This is a genomic window from Futiania mangrovi, assembly GCF_024158125.1.
Lineage (GTDB): Bacteria > Pseudomonadota > Alphaproteobacteria > Futianiales > Futianiaceae > Futiania > Futiania mangrovi.
In genome coordinates, this window is record NZ_JAMZFT010000004.1 from 234,588 (window position 1) to 250,162 (window position 15,575).

At 67.9% G+C, this 15,575-nt stretch carries 15 protein-coding genes; 10 read left to right on the forward strand and 5 right to left on the reverse strand.

Going from position 1 to position 15,575, the window contains the following annotated elements:
* Window positions 1-6: 6 nt before the first annotated feature.
* From NJQ99_RS15955 to NJQ99_RS16000, 10 genes are all read left to right on the forward strand, one after another.
* On the forward strand, window positions 7-1,080 hold the full coding sequence (locus tag NJQ99_RS15955; protein ID WP_269333870.1) for a branched-chain amino acid ABC transporter permease: 1,074 nt from the start codon (window positions 7-9) through the stop codon (window positions 1,078-1,080).
* Between the two features lie 8 nt (window positions 1,081-1,088).
* On the forward strand, window positions 1,089-1,901 hold the full coding sequence (locus tag NJQ99_RS15960; protein WP_269333871.1) for an ABC transporter ATP-binding protein: 813 nt from the start codon (window positions 1,089-1,091) through the stop codon (window positions 1,899-1,901).
* 58 nt (window positions 1,902-1,959) lie between these two features.
* Entirely contained in the window at window positions 1,960-3,219 is a 1,260-nt protein-coding gene (locus NJQ99_RS15965) for an ABC transporter substrate-binding protein (protein WP_269333872.1), read from the forward strand.
* 197 nt (window positions 3,220-3,416) lie between these two features.
* Window positions 3,417-4,310: an isocitrate lyase/PEP mutase family protein gene (locus tag NJQ99_RS15970; RefSeq protein ID WP_269333873.1), complete on the forward strand. Its 894-nt coding sequence runs from the start codon at window positions 3,417-3,419 to the stop codon at window positions 4,308-4,310.
* Between the two features lie 56 nt (window positions 4,311-4,366).
* The gene (locus NJQ99_RS15975) at window positions 4,367-5,374 is read left to right on the forward strand and encodes a Bug family tripartite tricarboxylate transporter substrate binding protein (protein WP_269333874.1); all 1,008 of its coding nucleotides are present in this window, start codon (window positions 4,367-4,369) and stop codon (window positions 5,372-5,374) included.
* 75 nt (window positions 5,375-5,449) lie between these two features.
* Complete coding sequence (locus NJQ99_RS15980) at window positions 5,450-5,920, forward strand: tripartite tricarboxylate transporter TctB family protein (protein WP_269333875.1); 471 nt, start codon at window positions 5,450-5,452, stop codon at window positions 5,918-5,920.
* Window positions 5,921-5,932: 12 nt separating this feature from the next.
* On the forward strand, window positions 5,933-7,447 hold the full coding sequence (locus NJQ99_RS15985; protein ID WP_269333876.1) for a tripartite tricarboxylate transporter permease: 1,515 nt from the start codon (window positions 5,933-5,935) through the stop codon (window positions 7,445-7,447).
* 4 nt (window positions 7,448-7,451) lie between these two features.
* Entirely contained in the window at window positions 7,452-8,873 is a 1,422-nt protein-coding gene (gene leuC, locus NJQ99_RS15990) for a 3-isopropylmalate dehydratase large subunit (protein ID WP_269333877.1), read from the forward strand.
* Window positions 8,870-9,484 (forward strand): 3-isopropylmalate dehydratase small subunit, encoded by a 615-nt coding sequence (gene leuD / locus NJQ99_RS15995; protein WP_269333878.1) that lies wholly within the window; start codon window positions 8,870-8,872, stop codon window positions 9,482-9,484. The genes leuC and leuD overlap by 4 nt, the downstream gene beginning before the upstream one ends.
* A gap of 24 nt (window positions 9,485-9,508) precedes the next feature.
* The gene (locus NJQ99_RS16000; protein ID WP_269333879.1) at window positions 9,509-11,131 is read left to right on the forward strand and encodes a GMC family oxidoreductase; all 1,623 of its coding nucleotides are present in this window, start codon (window positions 9,509-9,511) and stop codon (window positions 11,129-11,131) included.
* Here the strand turns inward: NJQ99_RS16000 and NJQ99_RS16005 are convergent.
* The 5 genes from NJQ99_RS16005 to NJQ99_RS16025 form a co-directional block, all read right to left on the reverse strand.
* Window positions 11,128-11,670: a biotin transporter BioY gene (locus tag NJQ99_RS16005; RefSeq protein ID WP_269333880.1), complete on the reverse strand. Its 543-nt coding sequence runs from the start codon at window positions 11,668-11,670 to the stop codon at window positions 11,128-11,130. The genes NJQ99_RS16000 and NJQ99_RS16005 overlap by 4 nt on opposite strands.
* A 4-nt stretch (window positions 11,671-11,674) precedes the next feature.
* Window positions 11,675-12,268 (reverse strand): CbiQ family ECF transporter T component, encoded by a 594-nt coding sequence (locus tag NJQ99_RS16010; RefSeq protein ID WP_269333881.1) that lies wholly within the window; start codon window positions 12,266-12,268, stop codon window positions 11,675-11,677.
* Complete coding sequence (locus tag NJQ99_RS16015) at window positions 12,256-12,978, reverse strand: energy-coupling factor ABC transporter ATP-binding protein (RefSeq protein ID WP_269333882.1); 723 nt, start codon at window positions 12,976-12,978, stop codon at window positions 12,256-12,258. Before NJQ99_RS16015 ends, NJQ99_RS16010 begins: the two co-directional genes overlap by 13 nt.
* Window positions 12,975-13,949 carry an ABC transporter permease gene (locus NJQ99_RS16020; RefSeq protein WP_407933373.1) on the reverse strand — a complete coding sequence of 325 codons (975 nt, stop codon included), beginning with the start codon at window positions 13,947-13,949 and terminating at the stop codon, window positions 12,975-12,977. Before NJQ99_RS16020 ends, NJQ99_RS16015 begins: the two co-directional genes overlap by 4 nt.
* A gap of 64 nt (window positions 13,950-14,013) precedes the next feature.
* The gene (locus NJQ99_RS16025; protein WP_269333884.1) at window positions 14,014-15,504 is read right to left on the reverse strand and encodes a sugar ABC transporter ATP-binding protein; all 1,491 of its coding nucleotides are present in this window, start codon (window positions 15,502-15,504) and stop codon (window positions 14,014-14,016) included.
* Window positions 15,505-15,575: the final 71 nt, after the last annotated feature.

Below are 15,575 nucleotides of genomic sequence, written 5' to 3' on the forward strand. Positions count from 1 at the left end.
CCGGTCATGTTCTTTCGCCAGGCAGGCATCAAGCACACGGACTACGGCGCCGACCGGGAGCTGTTCCCGATCCCCGCGGACCGCTACATGCTGTGGGGTCTCCTCGCACTCGCGGTGCTCGCGCCCGTGCTGGTGAGGGATCTCACGCTCAACAGCTATCTCCTGCCGTGGCTGATCTGGACTACAGCGGCGCTTGGTCTGAACCTCGTGCTCGGCTGGGCCGGGCAGTTGCATCTGGGCTACGCGGCGGTGATGGCGGTCGGCGCCTATTCGGGCGTACACGCGGCCCGCTTCGGCCTGCCGTGGGAGGCTGCGATCCTGATTGCCGGCCTTTCGGCGTCGGTCATCGGCAGCCTGTTCGCCGTGGCCGCGCTGCGGGTGAAGGGCCTTTATCTCGCACTCACCACGCTCGCCATGCAGTTCGTCATGGACTGGGTGCTGACCCACTCACCCGACATCACCGGGGGCAGCCACGCCTCGCTTCAGGCCCCGCCCTTCCGCCTGCTCGGGCAGCGGATCGACACCGACGCCGGCCTCTATTACGTCGCGCTCGCCTGGTGCGTCCTCGTCACGATCTTCCTGCTCAACCTGCGGCGGACGGCACTGGGCCGGGCGCTGGTCGCGGTGCGCGAAAAGGATTACGCGGCGGCGATCCTGGGCGTGAACAGCTTCCGCTACAAGCTGGTGGCGTTTGCGGCCTCGGCCTTCATCGGGGGCATCACCGGGCTTCTGCTCGTGGCCTGCTTCTATTTCTCGGTTTCGCCGGAGCAGTACAACGTCAACGTCTCGATCCAGGTGCTGGCCATGGTCATCATCGGCGGCCTGGGGAGCATCATCGGCTCCTATTTCGGGGCGGCGCTCATCCTGCTGACGCCTGGCATCGCGAACGGACTTTTTGCGTGGGGCTCGGAGCTCCTCGGCCTGCAACTCAGCCCGGAGACGCTCGCGCATGTCCCGAACGCGGCCTATGGCGCGCTGATCGTGGGCTTCCTGATCGTCGAGCCCCTGGGGCTCGGCAAGATCTACGGCAACATCCGGAATTATTTCCTCGTGTGGCCGTTCGGATACGTGAAGAAGTAGGGGGCGACATGACAGCCGGCACAGAAGCCCCGCCGATCCTGTCCCTCATCAATGTCGAGGTCATCTACGACTTCGTGTCGATGGCGGTGAAGGGAGTGTCGCTGACCGTGCCGGAGGGCGGCATGGTCGCGCTCCTCGGCTCCAATGGCGCGGGCAAGAGTACGACCCTCAAGGCGATCAGCGGGCTGCTCAAGGCCGAGCGCGGGCGCGTCAGCCGGGGCGAGGTGATCTTCCAGGGCCGGCAGATCGGCGACGTGCCGCCGCAGGCGCGGGTCGCCATGGGAATCGTCCAGGTGCTGGAGGGCCGCCGGGTGTTCGAGCACCTCACGCCGGACGAAAACCTCGAGGCAGCAGCGGCCCGCAGCCTGTCGGGCAGCCAGATCGCCGCCGAGAAGGACCGGATCTACGGCTATTTCCCGCGCCTCTTCGAACGGCGGCATGCCCAGGCGGGCTATCTGTCGGGCGGCGAGCAGCAGATGCTCGCCATCGGCCGGGCGCTGATGACGCAACCCAAACTCCTGATGCTCGACGAGCCGTCCTTGGGGCTTGCGCCCTTCCTGGTGCGCGAGATCTTCGAGATCATCCAGCGCATCAACCGGGAACAGGGGTTGTCGGTCCTGCTGGTCGAGCAGAACGCGCTCGCCGCGCTGGAGATCGTTTCGCACGGCTACCTGATCGAGAACGGGCGCGTCGTCATGCACGACACGGCAGAGGCCCTGCGCGCCAATTCCGACATCCGGGAGTTCTACCTTGGTGGCTCGGAAGGCAAGAACTTCCGGGACATCAAGCACTACAGCCGGCGCAAGCGCTGGCTGACTTGAGCGCACGACGCAAGACAAGCCGGTTCGCAACGAAACCGGCCGGACGAGGGAGGAAACCATGACACTCGCAAGACGCATTGCAGGCGTGGCGGCAGGGATCGGCCTCGCGGCCGCCTTTGCCGTGCAGGCCCAGGCAGCGGAGCCGGTGAAGTTCGGTATCTGCTACGACCTCAGCAAGGCCTACACGTTCATCTCGCCGCAGGTTCTCCAGGGCGCCAGGGACCTTGCGACCCTGACGAACATGAAGGGCGGTATCGAGGGGCATCCCATCGAGATGGTGGTGCAGGACCACGGCAACGAGCCGCAGCGCGGCATCGAGTGCTATGAGCGGCTGAAGCGGGAAGGCGTGATGATCTTCGACATGCTGTCGACGCCGGTGTCCATCGCCGTGTTGCCGCGGATCATGCAGGACCAGAACATTCTCCTGCAATCGCTGGTCGGGCGCGGCGACGCGGTCGACGGCGAGGTGTTCAAATGGGTGTTCCCGGTCGGACCGACCTATTGGGGCCAGGCGGCCAACGACATCGAGTTCATCCGCCAGAAGAGCGGCGGAAAGCTGGAGGGCGTGAAGGTCGCCTTCGTCTATCTCGACTATCCCTTCGGCCAGGAGCCGATCGGCATCCTCAAGAAGCTGGCGGAGAAGGAAGGCTTCGACCTGCAACTCTTCCCCGTGCCGCTGCCGGGTAACGACCAGGCCACGACATGGAGCCAGATGCGCCGCTTCCAGCCCGACTGGATCATCAGCTGGATGTTCTCGAACGCGCATGTGGTCGCCTCGCGCGAGATGAAGCGCAACGGCATTCCGATCTCCAAGTACCTTTCGGTCAACTGGCTGAACGAGGTCGACATCCGCAACATCGGCCCCGAGGCGGCGGCCGGCCTGAAGCGCGGAACGAACGTCGCGGGCGGTCAGGAAGTGCCGATCATCGCCGAGATCATCGACAAGGTGTACGGCGCCGGCAAGGGTGCGGGCGACCGCAAGGCGATCGAGGACGTCTACTACAACACCGGCGTCGCGATCTACTCGGTCGCGTTCGAGGCGGTGCGCAAGGCCATCGCCGACCATGGCTTGCCGCTCACCGCGGAGAAGGTGAAGGCCGGGTTCGAAAGCCTGAAGGAGTTCGACGCCAACGGCTTGCTCGCGCCCGTCACGGTCACCGCCAGCGATCATGGCGGCGGCGGCAAGACCCGCGTTGAGACATGGGACGGCACGAAGTGGGTTCCGGAAACGGACTGGCTGTCGGCCTATACCGACGTGGTGTGGGAAAAGGTCCGCGAAGAGAGCTCGAAGTTCGCCAAGGACCAGGCGAAGCAGTAATCCCTTGCCGGGGGCGCAGACCGCTTGCGCCCCCGGCATATCCCGCCTTACGGGGCCGCGCGGGGCCGCCATGCGATCCGACATGCCATCGGCATGCTGGACAGGCGGCGCGAGCTGTTGGACACTTGTCCGTACAGCTACGTATGACGCCGCGTCACGGTGCGACCGTGACAAGAAGAGCGAACCTGGGAGGTGACATGACCGTTCGACCGACGCGCCGTTTGCGCGAACTTCTGGCTGGGCCGGATCTTGTGATCGCGCCGGGCGTTGCGGACGCGCTCAATGCGCGGATCGTGGCCGAAACCGGCTTCGACGCGATCTACATGACAGGAGCGGGCACGACTGCCGTGCGCCTCGGCATGCCGGACGTGGGCCTAATGACCATGGTCGAGATGGCCGACAACGCGGGCCGCATTGCCGACGCCTCGGGCCTGCCGCTCATCGCCGACGCGGACACCGGCTATGGCGGGCCGGTCAATGTCATGCGGACCGTCCGGACCTTCGAGAAGGCGGGCGTGGCCGGCATCCACATCGAGGACCAGCAGTGGCCCAAGCGCTGCGGTCACCTGGCCGGCAAGACGCTGATCCCGGCGGAGGAAATGGCAGCGAAGATCCGGGCCGCGTGCGACGCGCGCCATGACGACGACTTCGTCATCATCGCGCGGACCGACGCGCTCGCGGTGGATGGGATGAACGCCGCGCTCGACCGGGCTGCAATCTACGAGGAGGCGGGCGCCGACCTGATCTTCGTCGAATCTCCCCGCAACATGGAGGAGATATCGGCGATCCCGCGGGCGCTCACCAAGCCCGCGCTCTTCAACATGGCGTCCAGCGGCAAGACCCCATTCCTGTCGAAGGAGGAGATCGCGGCCGAGGGCTTCAAGCTGGCGATCTACCCCAACTTCGCACTGCTCTCGGCGATCTCGGCGGTGCGCAAGACGCTGGGCGAGCTGAAGCGGACCGGCACCGTCAGCCACATCGTGAACGACATCGCGTCCTTCCGCGAGTTCTTCGACCTGATGGGCATGAAGCAGGTGCAGGAAATGGAGGCCCGCTACGGCATCAACGAAGCATCGCGCGTCGACTATTGAGCCCGGCGGCGTGCGGACACCAAGGGCGGAAGCCGCCTGACAGGGAGGAGACCACAGTGAAGAAGACCCTAGCGCTCATCGCGGCCGGCCTGATGGCCATGGCAGGGGGCCTTGCCCCGGCCGCCGCACAGGATGCCAAGGACTGGCCCAAGGACGACACGCGCATCCGGATCGTCGTGCCCTTCGGCACGGGCGGCAGCACGGACCGGCTCGCCCGCTCCATCGCGTCCTTCCTGCCGAACCATCTGAACGACACGCCGGTGACCGTGGTGAACAAGCCCGGCGCATCCGGCTCTGTCGGCTCGGCCTGGTTCATGCAGCAGCCTGCGGACGGCGGCTGGTTCCTGGTGACGCACGCCGTTCCCTATCTCGCCAACAACATCCTCGTGATGAACGCCCCGGTGAAGTGGGAGGACTACGAGTTCATCAACATCCAGTGGCCGCAGAGCCAGCTGTTCGCGGTCGGCAAGGACACCGGCTACACGACGCTGAAGGAACTGATCGAGGACATCCGCAACAATCCGGGCAAGGTCAGCTCCTCGATCCTGCATGGATCCGGCGCCCACCTGCAGCTCCTCATCATGCTCGACAAGCTCGGCATCCCGCGGGACAACGTGCGCTGGGTGACCTACCAGGGCGGCGGCCAGCAGCGCGCGGCTGTGGCCGGCGGCAACGTCACCTTCATGTCGACCTCTGCCGACGGGACCGAGGGGATCAAGGACCTCATCACGCCGCTCGCCATCCATTCCGAGGCCGAGGATCCGAACTGGCCGGGTGTGCCGCTGGTGAACGATGTGCTTCAGAAGGAGTACGGCATCACGGTGCCGGGTGTCGGCAACACCTATGCCTCGCTCGTCGGTCACAAGGCTTTCCGCGAGAAGTATCCGGAGCGCTGGGAGACCTTCGTGAAGGCCTACGAGGAAATGCTCAAGAGCGAGGACTACCAGAAGTTCGCCGAGCGTTCGGCCCTCGGAGCCCAATGGTTCGGGCCCGAGAAGTCCACCGAGATCCTCAATGCCGGTTACGCGGTCATGGAGGAATACAAGGACACCTTCGAGAAGTAACCACGTATCCCGTGCGGACGGGCCGGCGGCGCCTCGGCGCCCCGGCCCGTCTGCCGACCGACGGAGGGGTCTGCCATGAGCCGTCTGCGCCTGCGCGCGCCGTCCTGGGGCCATCTCGCCTTCATCGGTGCGGCCGCGGCTTTCCTGATCTGGTACTTTCTCGATGCGTACGGCGCGTCCTCGCGTCTCGAGAACCTGATGCTGATCGCGCCCGCCACTGCGATCGGGCTCGGGCTTTGCCTGTTTCTCGCCGCGGCGGAGTTCGTGACCGTCGAGGGAGCGGCACCGCGCACGGCGCTGCCTGCCGTCGACCCGCGCGTGCCGCTGTTCATGGCGCTGCTGGCGGCCTACGTGGCCGCGCTCGTCTACGACCTTGGCTTCGACGTGGCGAGCTTCCTCTTCCTCGCGGCGTCGCTGTGGGTTCTCGGGGAGCGGCGGCCGACCCTGCTCGTCGTCTTTCCCGCGGTCTTCACGGTGCTGATCGTGCTCGGCATGCAGGAATTGCTGAGCATACCGGTGCCGACCCTTCTCTTCGATGACATGTGAGAGGCACCTGACATGATCGACATGGCCGGTGTCGCTGGCGCCGTCGACATCCTCACCCACAATGCGGGTGCCTGGCTCGTGGTGCTGCCGGGGTTGCTGATCGGGTTGATCTTCGGAGCGGTCCCGGGCCTCTCGATTTCCATCGGAATGGCGATCTTCCTGCCGCTCACGCTCTACATGGATTTCCTGCAGGCCATCCTGTTCCTGACCGCGATCTTCACGGGCGGCGGTTTCGGCTGTGCGATTCCTGCCATCCTGATGAACATCCCGGGCACATCCGCCGCGGTGGCCACGACGTTCGACGGCTATCCCATGGCGCGGCGGGGCGAGCACAACATTGCGCTCGGCGCGGCGCTCGCCGCCTCCACCATCGGCACGGGGCTCAGCTATCTCGTGCTGTTCCTGTTCGTCTCGCCGATCGCGTCTGTCGTGCTGCGGCTGGGTCCGTCCGAGATGTTCGTGGTGGCGATCTGGGGCATGTCGCTGATTGCCGTGCTGCGCGAGCGCTATTTCGCGCGCGGGCTTCTGGCGGGCGTTCTCGGCCTGCTGATCGGCACGATCGGGGTCAGTGCGCTCGGCTCCTTCCGCGGGACCATGGGCTCGATCTACCTGTTCGACGGGGTTCCCGCGATCCCGGCGCTGATCGGGCTGTTCGCGGCCTCGGAACTCTTCAACCTGATCCGCACGGACTACCTGGTGGCCGACGAGGAGAAGCGGCGGCTGAACCTGCGCGGCATCCTCGCGGGCGTGCGGCTGGCGCTGCGCTACCCGGTCGAGATCCTGCGCGGCGGCGTGATCGGCAGCCTGATCGGCGCGATCCCGGGCGTCGGCTCGTCGGTCGCGAATCTCGTCTCCTACGCGGATGCCAAGCGACGCGCGGGCGCGGGCGGCAATTTCGGAAAGGGCGATCCGCGCGGGGTCATCGCGTCCGAAAGCGCCAACAGCAGCTCCGAGGGCGGCTCCATGGCGACGCTGCTCGCGCTCGGCATCCCCGGCGGCGGCGGCACGGCGATCATGCTCGCGGCCTTCGCCACGCATAATGTGACGGGTGGCCCGCGTTTCCTCGCCGACAACACCGACGTGGTCTACGCGATCATCTTTGGCAACCTGGTGCAGGTGATCCTGTTGCTGATCGTGGGGCTGGGCTTCATCTTCGTCGCCAGCGCCATCGTGAAGGTGCCGCTGCGCCTGCTGGTGCCGACGGTGATGATGATGGCGCTCCTGGGCTCCTACGCCTACACCGGCAGCATCGCCGGGCCGGTCACGGTCGCGGTGTTCTCCGCGCTGGGCTGGGTCATGCGGCGCTACGAGTATCCGGTCGCGGCGACGGTCATCGGCATCCTGCTCGGCGGCATGATCGAGGGGGAGATGCTGCGCACCTACCAGCTCGCGAGCGGGCAGTTCGCGGAGTACGTGATGGGCCGGCCGGTGACGCTGATCCTGCTGCTGCTGCTGGCCGCGTCCCTGGCCCTGCCCGCCGTCCGCACCTACCGCCAGCGCAACGCGCTTCTGAAGGAGAAGGCCTGAGACCATGTCCGAACCCAGGACGATGTTCCAGAAGATCTGGGATGCCCACCGCGTTCTCGACGACCCGGCAAGCGGGGAGACGCTGCTCTACGTCGACCGGCTGCTGCTGACCGATTCCTCGTCCTTCCACGCCTTCGACATCCTGGAGAACGAGGGCTGGACCGTGCGCCGCCCGGCCCAGGTGTTCGGCGTGCCCGACCATTTCTCGCCGAGCGGAGGGCGCACGCTCGACGCGGTGGACGACGCCGACCGGCGCGCGCGGATCGAAGACCTGAAGCGCAACTGCGCGCATTGGGGCATTACCCAGTTCGGCATGGACGACAGGCGCATGGGCATCACCCATGTCGTAGGGCCCGAGCAGGGGATCACGCTGCCCGGGACCATCGTGCTGTGCGGCGACAGCCACACCTCGACCCACGGGGCGCTCGGCGCGCTCGCGTTCGGCATCGGCGGGCAGTCGGCCCACGTGCTCGCGACCCAGTGCCTGTGGCAGAAGCCGCTCAAGACGCTGCGCGTGAGCGTGAACGGCACCCGCGCAGCCGGCGTGACCGCGAAGGACGTGATCCTGGCCGTCATCCGCGAGGTGGGGGCGGGCGGGGCATTCGGCCATGTCGTCGAATACGCGGGCGAGGCGGTCGAAGCCATGTCGGTCGAGGAACGGCTGACCATCTGCAACATGACTATCGAGTGCGGCGGGCGCGGCGGCCTCGTCGCCCCGGACGAGAAGACCTTCGCCTATCTCGAAGGCCGCCCGTACGCCCCGAAGGGCGCGCTGTGGGACGAGGCGGTCGCGGCCTGGCGCCAATTGCCGAGCGATCCGGGCGCGCGCTTCGACCGGGAGATCGCACTCGACGCCGCCGCCATCGCGCCCATGGTGACGTGGGGCAATACCGCGGCCGACGGGCTGCCCATCGACGGACATGTGCCCGACCCGGCGGGCGAGCCCGACCCAGACCGCCGCGCGGCGATGCAGCGCGCGCTCGACTACATGGGCCTCGCGCCCGGAACGGCGCTCAGGGACGTGACGGTCGACCATGTCTTCATCGGCTCCTGCACGAACGGCCGGATCGAGGATCTGAGGGCCGCCGCCGCGGTCCTGAAGGGGCGCAAGGCGAAGGTGCCGGCACTCGTGGTGCCCGGATCGGGCCTCGTGCGCGCGCAGGCGGAGAAGGAGGGTCTCGACCGCATCTTCATCGAGGCCGGCTTCCGCTGGGGGCATGCCGGCTGCTCCATGTGCGTCGGCATGAACGGCGACACGATCGGGGCAGGCAAGCGGTGCGCCTCGACCTCGAACCGTAATTTCGTCGGCAGGCAGGGACCGGGCGCGCGCACGCATCTCGTCAGCCCGCCCATGGCGGCAGCCGCTGCGGTCACGGGCCGCCTGACCGATGTGCGCGACCTGATGTCCGAGGGAGGTGCGGCATGAAACCCTTCACCCATCACGAGGGCGTGGCCGTTCCCATGGACGCGCTCAATGTCGATACCGATCAGATCCTGCCCGCGCGCTATCTGCGCAAGCGCAAGGCCGATCCCGACTATCACCTCTACCTCTTCCACGACCTGCGCTTCGATGCCGAGGGTGCGGAACGGCCGGAGTTCATCCTGAACCAGCCCGCATGGCGCGGTGCCACGGTGATCGTCGGCAACGAGAATTTTGGCGGCGGCTCCTCGCGGGAGGCGGCGGCCTTCGCGCTCGACGCCTTTGGCGTGCGGTGTGTCATCGCACCCAGCTTCGGCGACATCTTCTTCAGCAATTGCCTGAAGAACGGCATCCTGCCGGTGCGGGCCTCGAACGAGGCATGCGCGCGCTTGCGCAAGATGCTGCACGCCCGTCCGGGTGCGACGCTCTCCATCGACCTCGAGGCGCAGACCGTCACCGACCCGGAGGGCGGGGTGCTCTCCTTCGATCTCGACAGCTTTGCCAGGCGCAACCTGATGAAGGGCCTCAGCCCCATCGGCCTGACTATGGAGCACGACCCCGAGATCGCGGCGTTCGAGCAGGCCTACGCGGCGCGCGCGCCCTGGGCCGTGCTCTGAGGCCAGGTGGCAGAGGCAGCCGGAATGGCAGACGCTCGCGCACAGGGGACATGGGACTATATCGTCGTCGGTGCGGGCAGCGCCGGCTGCGTGCTGGCGAACCGGCTGACGGCGGACGGGCGCACGCGCGTGCTGCTGCTGGAAGCGGGCGGCGAGAACCGGCATCCGCTCGTCTCGATCCCGGCGGGCTTCTACAAGCTGCTGACGGACGCGCGTTTCAACTGGCGCTTCGCGACCGAGCCGGACCCGGCGGTGGGCGGGCGCAGCATCGCCATTCCGCGCGGCAAGGGGCTCGGCGGCTCCTCGGCGATCAACGGCATGATCTATGTGCGGGGCCAGCCGCTCGACTATGACGGCTGGGCGCAGCTCGGCAACCGCGGCTGGTCGTGGGAGGACGTGGAGCCTGTCTTCAGGCGGATGGAGGACACGCGCATCCCGTCCGCCGATCCCGCGATCCGGGGACGGGGCGGCATCCTGCCGGTGCAGGAGGTGCGCGAGAAAACCCCGCTGATGGACGCTTTCGTCGCGGCGGCGGAGGCGGCGGGCTACCCGCGCAACCCGGACTATAACTCGGGCGACCAGGAAGGCTTCGGCTATTATCAGCTCACCCAGTCCGGGAACCGGCGGGCGAGCGCCGCGGACGTCTACCTCGCCCCGGCGCGCGGGCGGGAGAACCTGACGATCCACACCGATGCCTTCGCACAGCGTGTGCTGCTGACGGGGCGCAAGGCGACGGGCGTGCGCTACCGCCGAGGCGGAGAAGTCGTCGAGGCCCATGCCGCGCGCGAGGTGATCCTGGCTGCGGGTGCGCTGCAATCGCCGCAGCTTCTGGAACTCTCCGGCATCGGCGACGGCGACCTGCTGCGCGGGTTCGGCATCGAGGTCGTGCACCACAGCCCCGGCGTCGGCGCCAACTACCGCGACCATTACGCGACCCGGGCAAGCTGGCGGCTGCGCGACGTCGTGACGCTCAACGAGCGCTCGCGCGGCCTGCGCTTCCTCGGCGAGGTCGCGCGCTACTACCTGCAGGGGCGCGGCATCCTCACCCACGGTGCGGGCATCGCCTTCGGCTTCGTGCGCACGCGCGAGAACCTGGCGACGCCCGACGTGCAGTTCTTCCTGGCCGACGCGAGCTATGCCGACCCGGCGACGCGCGACCTGCACCGGCAGCCGGGCATGACGCTCGCCATCCAGCCCTTGCGGTCGGAAAGCGTCGGCAGCGTGCACGTCCGCTCCCCCAACCCTGAGGATCCGCCCGCGATCCGGCCCAATTTCTTCACGGCCCGCAGCGACCAGGAAAGCCTGATCGAGGGCATGAAGATCGGCCGCCGCATCGTCGAGCAGGTGCCGCTCAAGCGCTACCTCGACCTCGAACTCACACCCGGCAGGGACGTGCGGACGGACGAGCAGTTGCTCGCCTACGGGCGCGACACCGGGCAGACCATCTATCACCCGGTCGGCACGGCGAAGATGGGCGTCGACCCCATGGCGGTCGTGGACCAGCGGCTGCGGGTGCAGGGGATCGAGGGCCTGCGCGTCGTCGATGCCTCGGTCATGCCGACCATCGTGTCGGGCAACACCAACGGGCCGGTGCTGATGATCGCGGAGCGCGCCTCGGCGATGATCCTTGAGGACGCGCGGGCCTAGTCCGCGAGGCTGGGCCGCGCGCGGCGCACCTCGCGGTTCAGGAAGGCCGCGAGGATCGCCTTCAGGATGTCGCCGGGGATGAAGATCAGCACGACCGTCACGGCCTTCAGCAGCGACATCTGCGTGATGAGCGAAAGCCCGACGACGCCGAAGCCGTAGAGCACGACGATGCCTCCGATCGCGCTGGCGAGGATGCCCGAGAGCATCGGCCCCATTGCCGCGAACGCCCGGTAGAGCAGGCCGATGACGATGGCGGCGACCGGCCAGCCGACGAGGAAGCCCACGGTAGGGCCGACGAAGACGCCGAGGCCGCCGCGCCCGCCCGCAAGCAGGGGTGCACCCAGCGCCACCACCGCGATGAAGACGAGGACGGCGGCCGCCCCTCTCCAGGGGCCGAGGATCAGGCCGGCGAGCATCACGCCCAGCGTCTGCGCCGTGATCGGCACGCCGCCCGCGAAGGGAATGGTGATCTGCGGGATGAGGCCGAGCGCGGCAATGAGGGCCGCGAACAGTGCGACGCGGGCGACGGTGGTTTCCATGTCTCTATCTCCGGTCGAAGCCGCCGCGCGCGGCCAGCGCCAGCGCGGCATGGTCCGCATCGTCGAGTGCGGACAGGATGAAGGGGGTGACGAGCCGCCAGGTTGGACGGCGCGGCGAGCGGGCGCGCCAGGCGAGCGTCAGCATCCGCCACCGCTCCGCCAGCATGGGTGCGAAGCGCAGCGTCATGGTGATGGCGACGGCGATGGGGCGCGTGGGGATGCCCGCCCAGCGTAGAGGCGCGAGCAGCCGGTCGAGGACCGCCAGCATCTGCGACAGCGCGGTCGATGCCGAGACGAGCGTCGCCAGCAGCACGAGGATGCCGATGCGCAGGCAGACCGCGAGGCCGAGCATCCAGTCGCCCAGCAGCCCGTGTGCTAGGAAGGCGAGCGCGAGCATGATCCCGATGGGCTTCAGCGTGCGTAGCAGGCCGAGCGCGCCGACGCCCCCCAGCAGCGCGAGCACGCCCGCGAGAAGCGCGCCGAGCACGAGCGGGTCGGTCACGAGGAAGAGCGCGACGCTCGTGAGCGCGAGCGCCGCAAGCTTCACGCCCGCGGGCATGGCGCGCAGCCAACGCGCGCGTATCGTCACGCCGACCATGCGCTGTCCGCCTGTCCTTCCGCCTGCATCGCCGCCAGGAAGGCGGGCAGCACGTCCGCCGGCGCCCCGTCCGCGCGCACGCGGCCCGCGTCGATCCAGAGGACGCGGTCGAAGCTCTCCACGGTGTCGGGGTCGTGGCTGATCATGACAGTTTGCTGCGGCAATTGCGCGATGAATGCATCGAGCCTGATCCGCGTCGGGATGTCGAGGCCCGTGTAGGGCTCGTCCAGCAGCAGCACGCGCGGCTCCATCACCAGAACCGCGAGAAGGCAGACGAGCCGGCGCTGCCCTTCGGAGAGCGTGGAGACCGCGCGGTCACGCCAGCCGGCGATGCCATGCGCCTCCATCAGCGCGAGGGTCGTCCGCTCCGCCTCGGCCTGGGGCACGGCGTTCTCGGTCAGGCCGAAGGCGATCTCCTCCAGCACGGTCGGGCAGAGGATCTGGTGGTCGGAGTTCTGGAACAGGAAGCCCGCGACGGACAGCGAACCGAAGTCGCGCTTCGCGGGATCGATGCCATAAAGCCTGACGGTTCCCGCATCCGGGCGGATCAGGCCCTTGATGACGCGGGCGAGCGTGGATTTTCCCGATCCGTTGCGGCCGACCAGCGCCACCCGCCGCTCGGTCATGTCGAGAGAGATGCCGTCGAGGATGGCGCGCCCGCCCCGAACAACGCTGACGTCTGTCAGGTGGATGCCATCGGTTGCGCTCACGCCCTTCCCATCATCATGCGATAGCGGATCTGGTCGAAGACGACCGCCAGAATCAGCAGCCCTCCGAGCAATACCATCTGCATGTAGGAACTGACCTGCGCAAGGTTCATCCCGTTCTGCGCCAGCACGATGAAGAAGGCGCCGAGCACCACGTTCTCGACCCGCCCGATGCCGCCGCGCAGAGAAACGCCCGCGATCACACAGGCCGCGATCGATTCCAGCGCGATCGTGCCGCCGAGGTTCGCCTCGCCCGATTCGACGCGCGCGGTGAGCAGCAGGCCCGTGAGCGAGGCGATCAGCGCGCAGATGCCATAGGCCACGATCAGCGTGCGCCTCGTGTTGATCGCCGACAGAAGTGCGGCCTTCGGGTTGCCGCCGACCGCATAGATGTGTGCGCCGATGCGCATGCGCGCCATGAAGACCCACATGATGGCGATGGTGAGGATTGCCACGAGCACGGGAACCGGCACGCCCCACACCCTGCCGAAGCCGAAGAAGTTTCCGAACTCGTAGGGGATGCCGGACACGGGCACGCCGCCGGTGAGGAAGAGCGAGATGCCGGCTGCGACCGAGCTTACCCCCAGCGTCATGATGAAGGGCGAGACGCCGAATGCCGCGACGCCCACGCCGTTTACGAGGCCCACAAGGGCGGCCGCCGCGAGACCGCCCAGCGCGCCGAGCGCGATGGCGAGCCAGACCGCATCGGGAAAGATCGCCGCTGCCGCCACCATGCCCATGGCCGATACGACCGAGGTCAGTGCCACGACCGCCCCCACCGAGAGGTCGAAGCCGCCCGTGATCAGCACCAGCATCTGTCCCAGCGAGACGAGGATCAGGTAGACCGACTGCCGGAACACGTTGGTCAGGTTGTCCACCGTCAGGAACCGGTCGGAGACGCCGGAGAAGATCAGCAGGGCGCCCAGCAGGAAGAAGGGCAGGACGCCCAGCCGGATGAATACCGCGCGCAGCATCCCGAGCGGCGTTTTCTGCGAAGCGGTTTCGGCCTCGGTCGTGGCTTGGTCCGTCATGTGCGGGTCACCCTTCGAAGAAATGTGCGAGCACGGCGGCTTCGCTGATCTCGGCCTTGGGCAGTTCGGCCGTGATGCGCCCGTGCGAGAAGACGAGGAGGCGGTGGGCGAGGTTCATCGCCTCGGGCAGGTCCGATGAGATCACCACCACGGCCTTGCCCGCCTCGGCGAGGCGCTGCACGAGGCGGTAGATCGCCGCGCGCGCGCCCATGTCGACGCCCACCGTCGGCTCGTCGAGGATGTAGACGTCGTAGTCCTTGCCGAGTCCGCGCCCGAACAGCGTCTTCTGCTGGTTGCCGCCGGACAGCTGCGCGACGAGCCGGTCGCGGTAGGCGGGGGGAAGCTCCACCTGCTCGGCGACGGCGTCGGCTTCGGCGTACATCTCCTTCCAGGGAAGCAGACCGAAGCGCGTCTCCTTGCCGATCATGATGCCCTGCGCGAGGTTGTCGCGCGCAGTGAAGGCCAGTTGCAGCCCCTCGTTCTTGCGGTCGGGCGGCAGGTAGTAGATGCCGGCGTCCATTATCTTGCGCGTTGGCGCGCCGGTGACGTCCGCGCCGCGCAGCGCGACCGTGCCGCCCTGCACCGGCAGCAATCCCATCAGCGCGCGGAAGCAGCGCGACTTGCCCGACCCGACGAGGCCCGCGATGCCCAGGACCTCGCCGGGGCGAACCTCAAAGTCGACGCCCTTGACGCCCCACGCCTTCAGCCCGCGCACCTCCAGCAGCGGGTCGCCGGGCGCTGCCGCGATCTGCGGATAGATCTCGGAGATCGCGCGCCCCGCCATCATCTCGATCAGCTGGGCCTCGGTCGTTTCCGCCATGGCGACGGTGCCGATCTTCGCGCCGTCGCGCAGCACGGTGATGCGGTCGGCGATGCGCTCGAACTCCTGGATGCGGTGCGAGATGTAGATGACGCCCACGCCGCGCGCCTTCATCCGGGCGACCACCTTGAAAAGGTGCTCGACCTCGCGGTCGGTCAGGGAAGCCGTCGGCTCGTCGAGGATGAGGATGGAGACGTCGGCATGAAAGGCCTTGGCGATCTCGACCATCTGCTGCTGGGCGCGGCTCAGCAGCGCGACCATCATGGTGGGGTCGATGTCGAATTCGAGCTCGGCGAACAGGTCGCGCGCGCGGCGCACCATGCCGCGCCGGTCGGTGAAGGGGCCGCGCTTCGGCTCGTCGCCGAGGAAGATGTTCTCCGCGACCGTCATGGTCGGGACCAGCGAGAATTCCTGGAACACCGCGGAGATGCCGCGCGCCCGGGCATCGGCGACCGACTGGAAGGCAACCTCGGCGCCCTCGACCCGGATCGTGCCCGAGGTGGGCGGCGTCGCGCCCGCCAGCATGGAGATCAGCGTCGACTTGCCCGCGCCGTTCTCGCCGAAGAGCACGTGCACCTCGCCCGCCTTGAGGTCGAAGTCGACCGCGTTCAGGGCGACCACGCCGGGGTAGCGCTTGGTGAGCGCGCGGGTCTCGATCAGGGTGTCGCGTTCGGGCATGGCCGGGCTTTTGCCTCGCTGCCGCTTCTCTCGCCGGGAGTGAGTGTATCAGGAAAGGGGCTGCCGGGCGC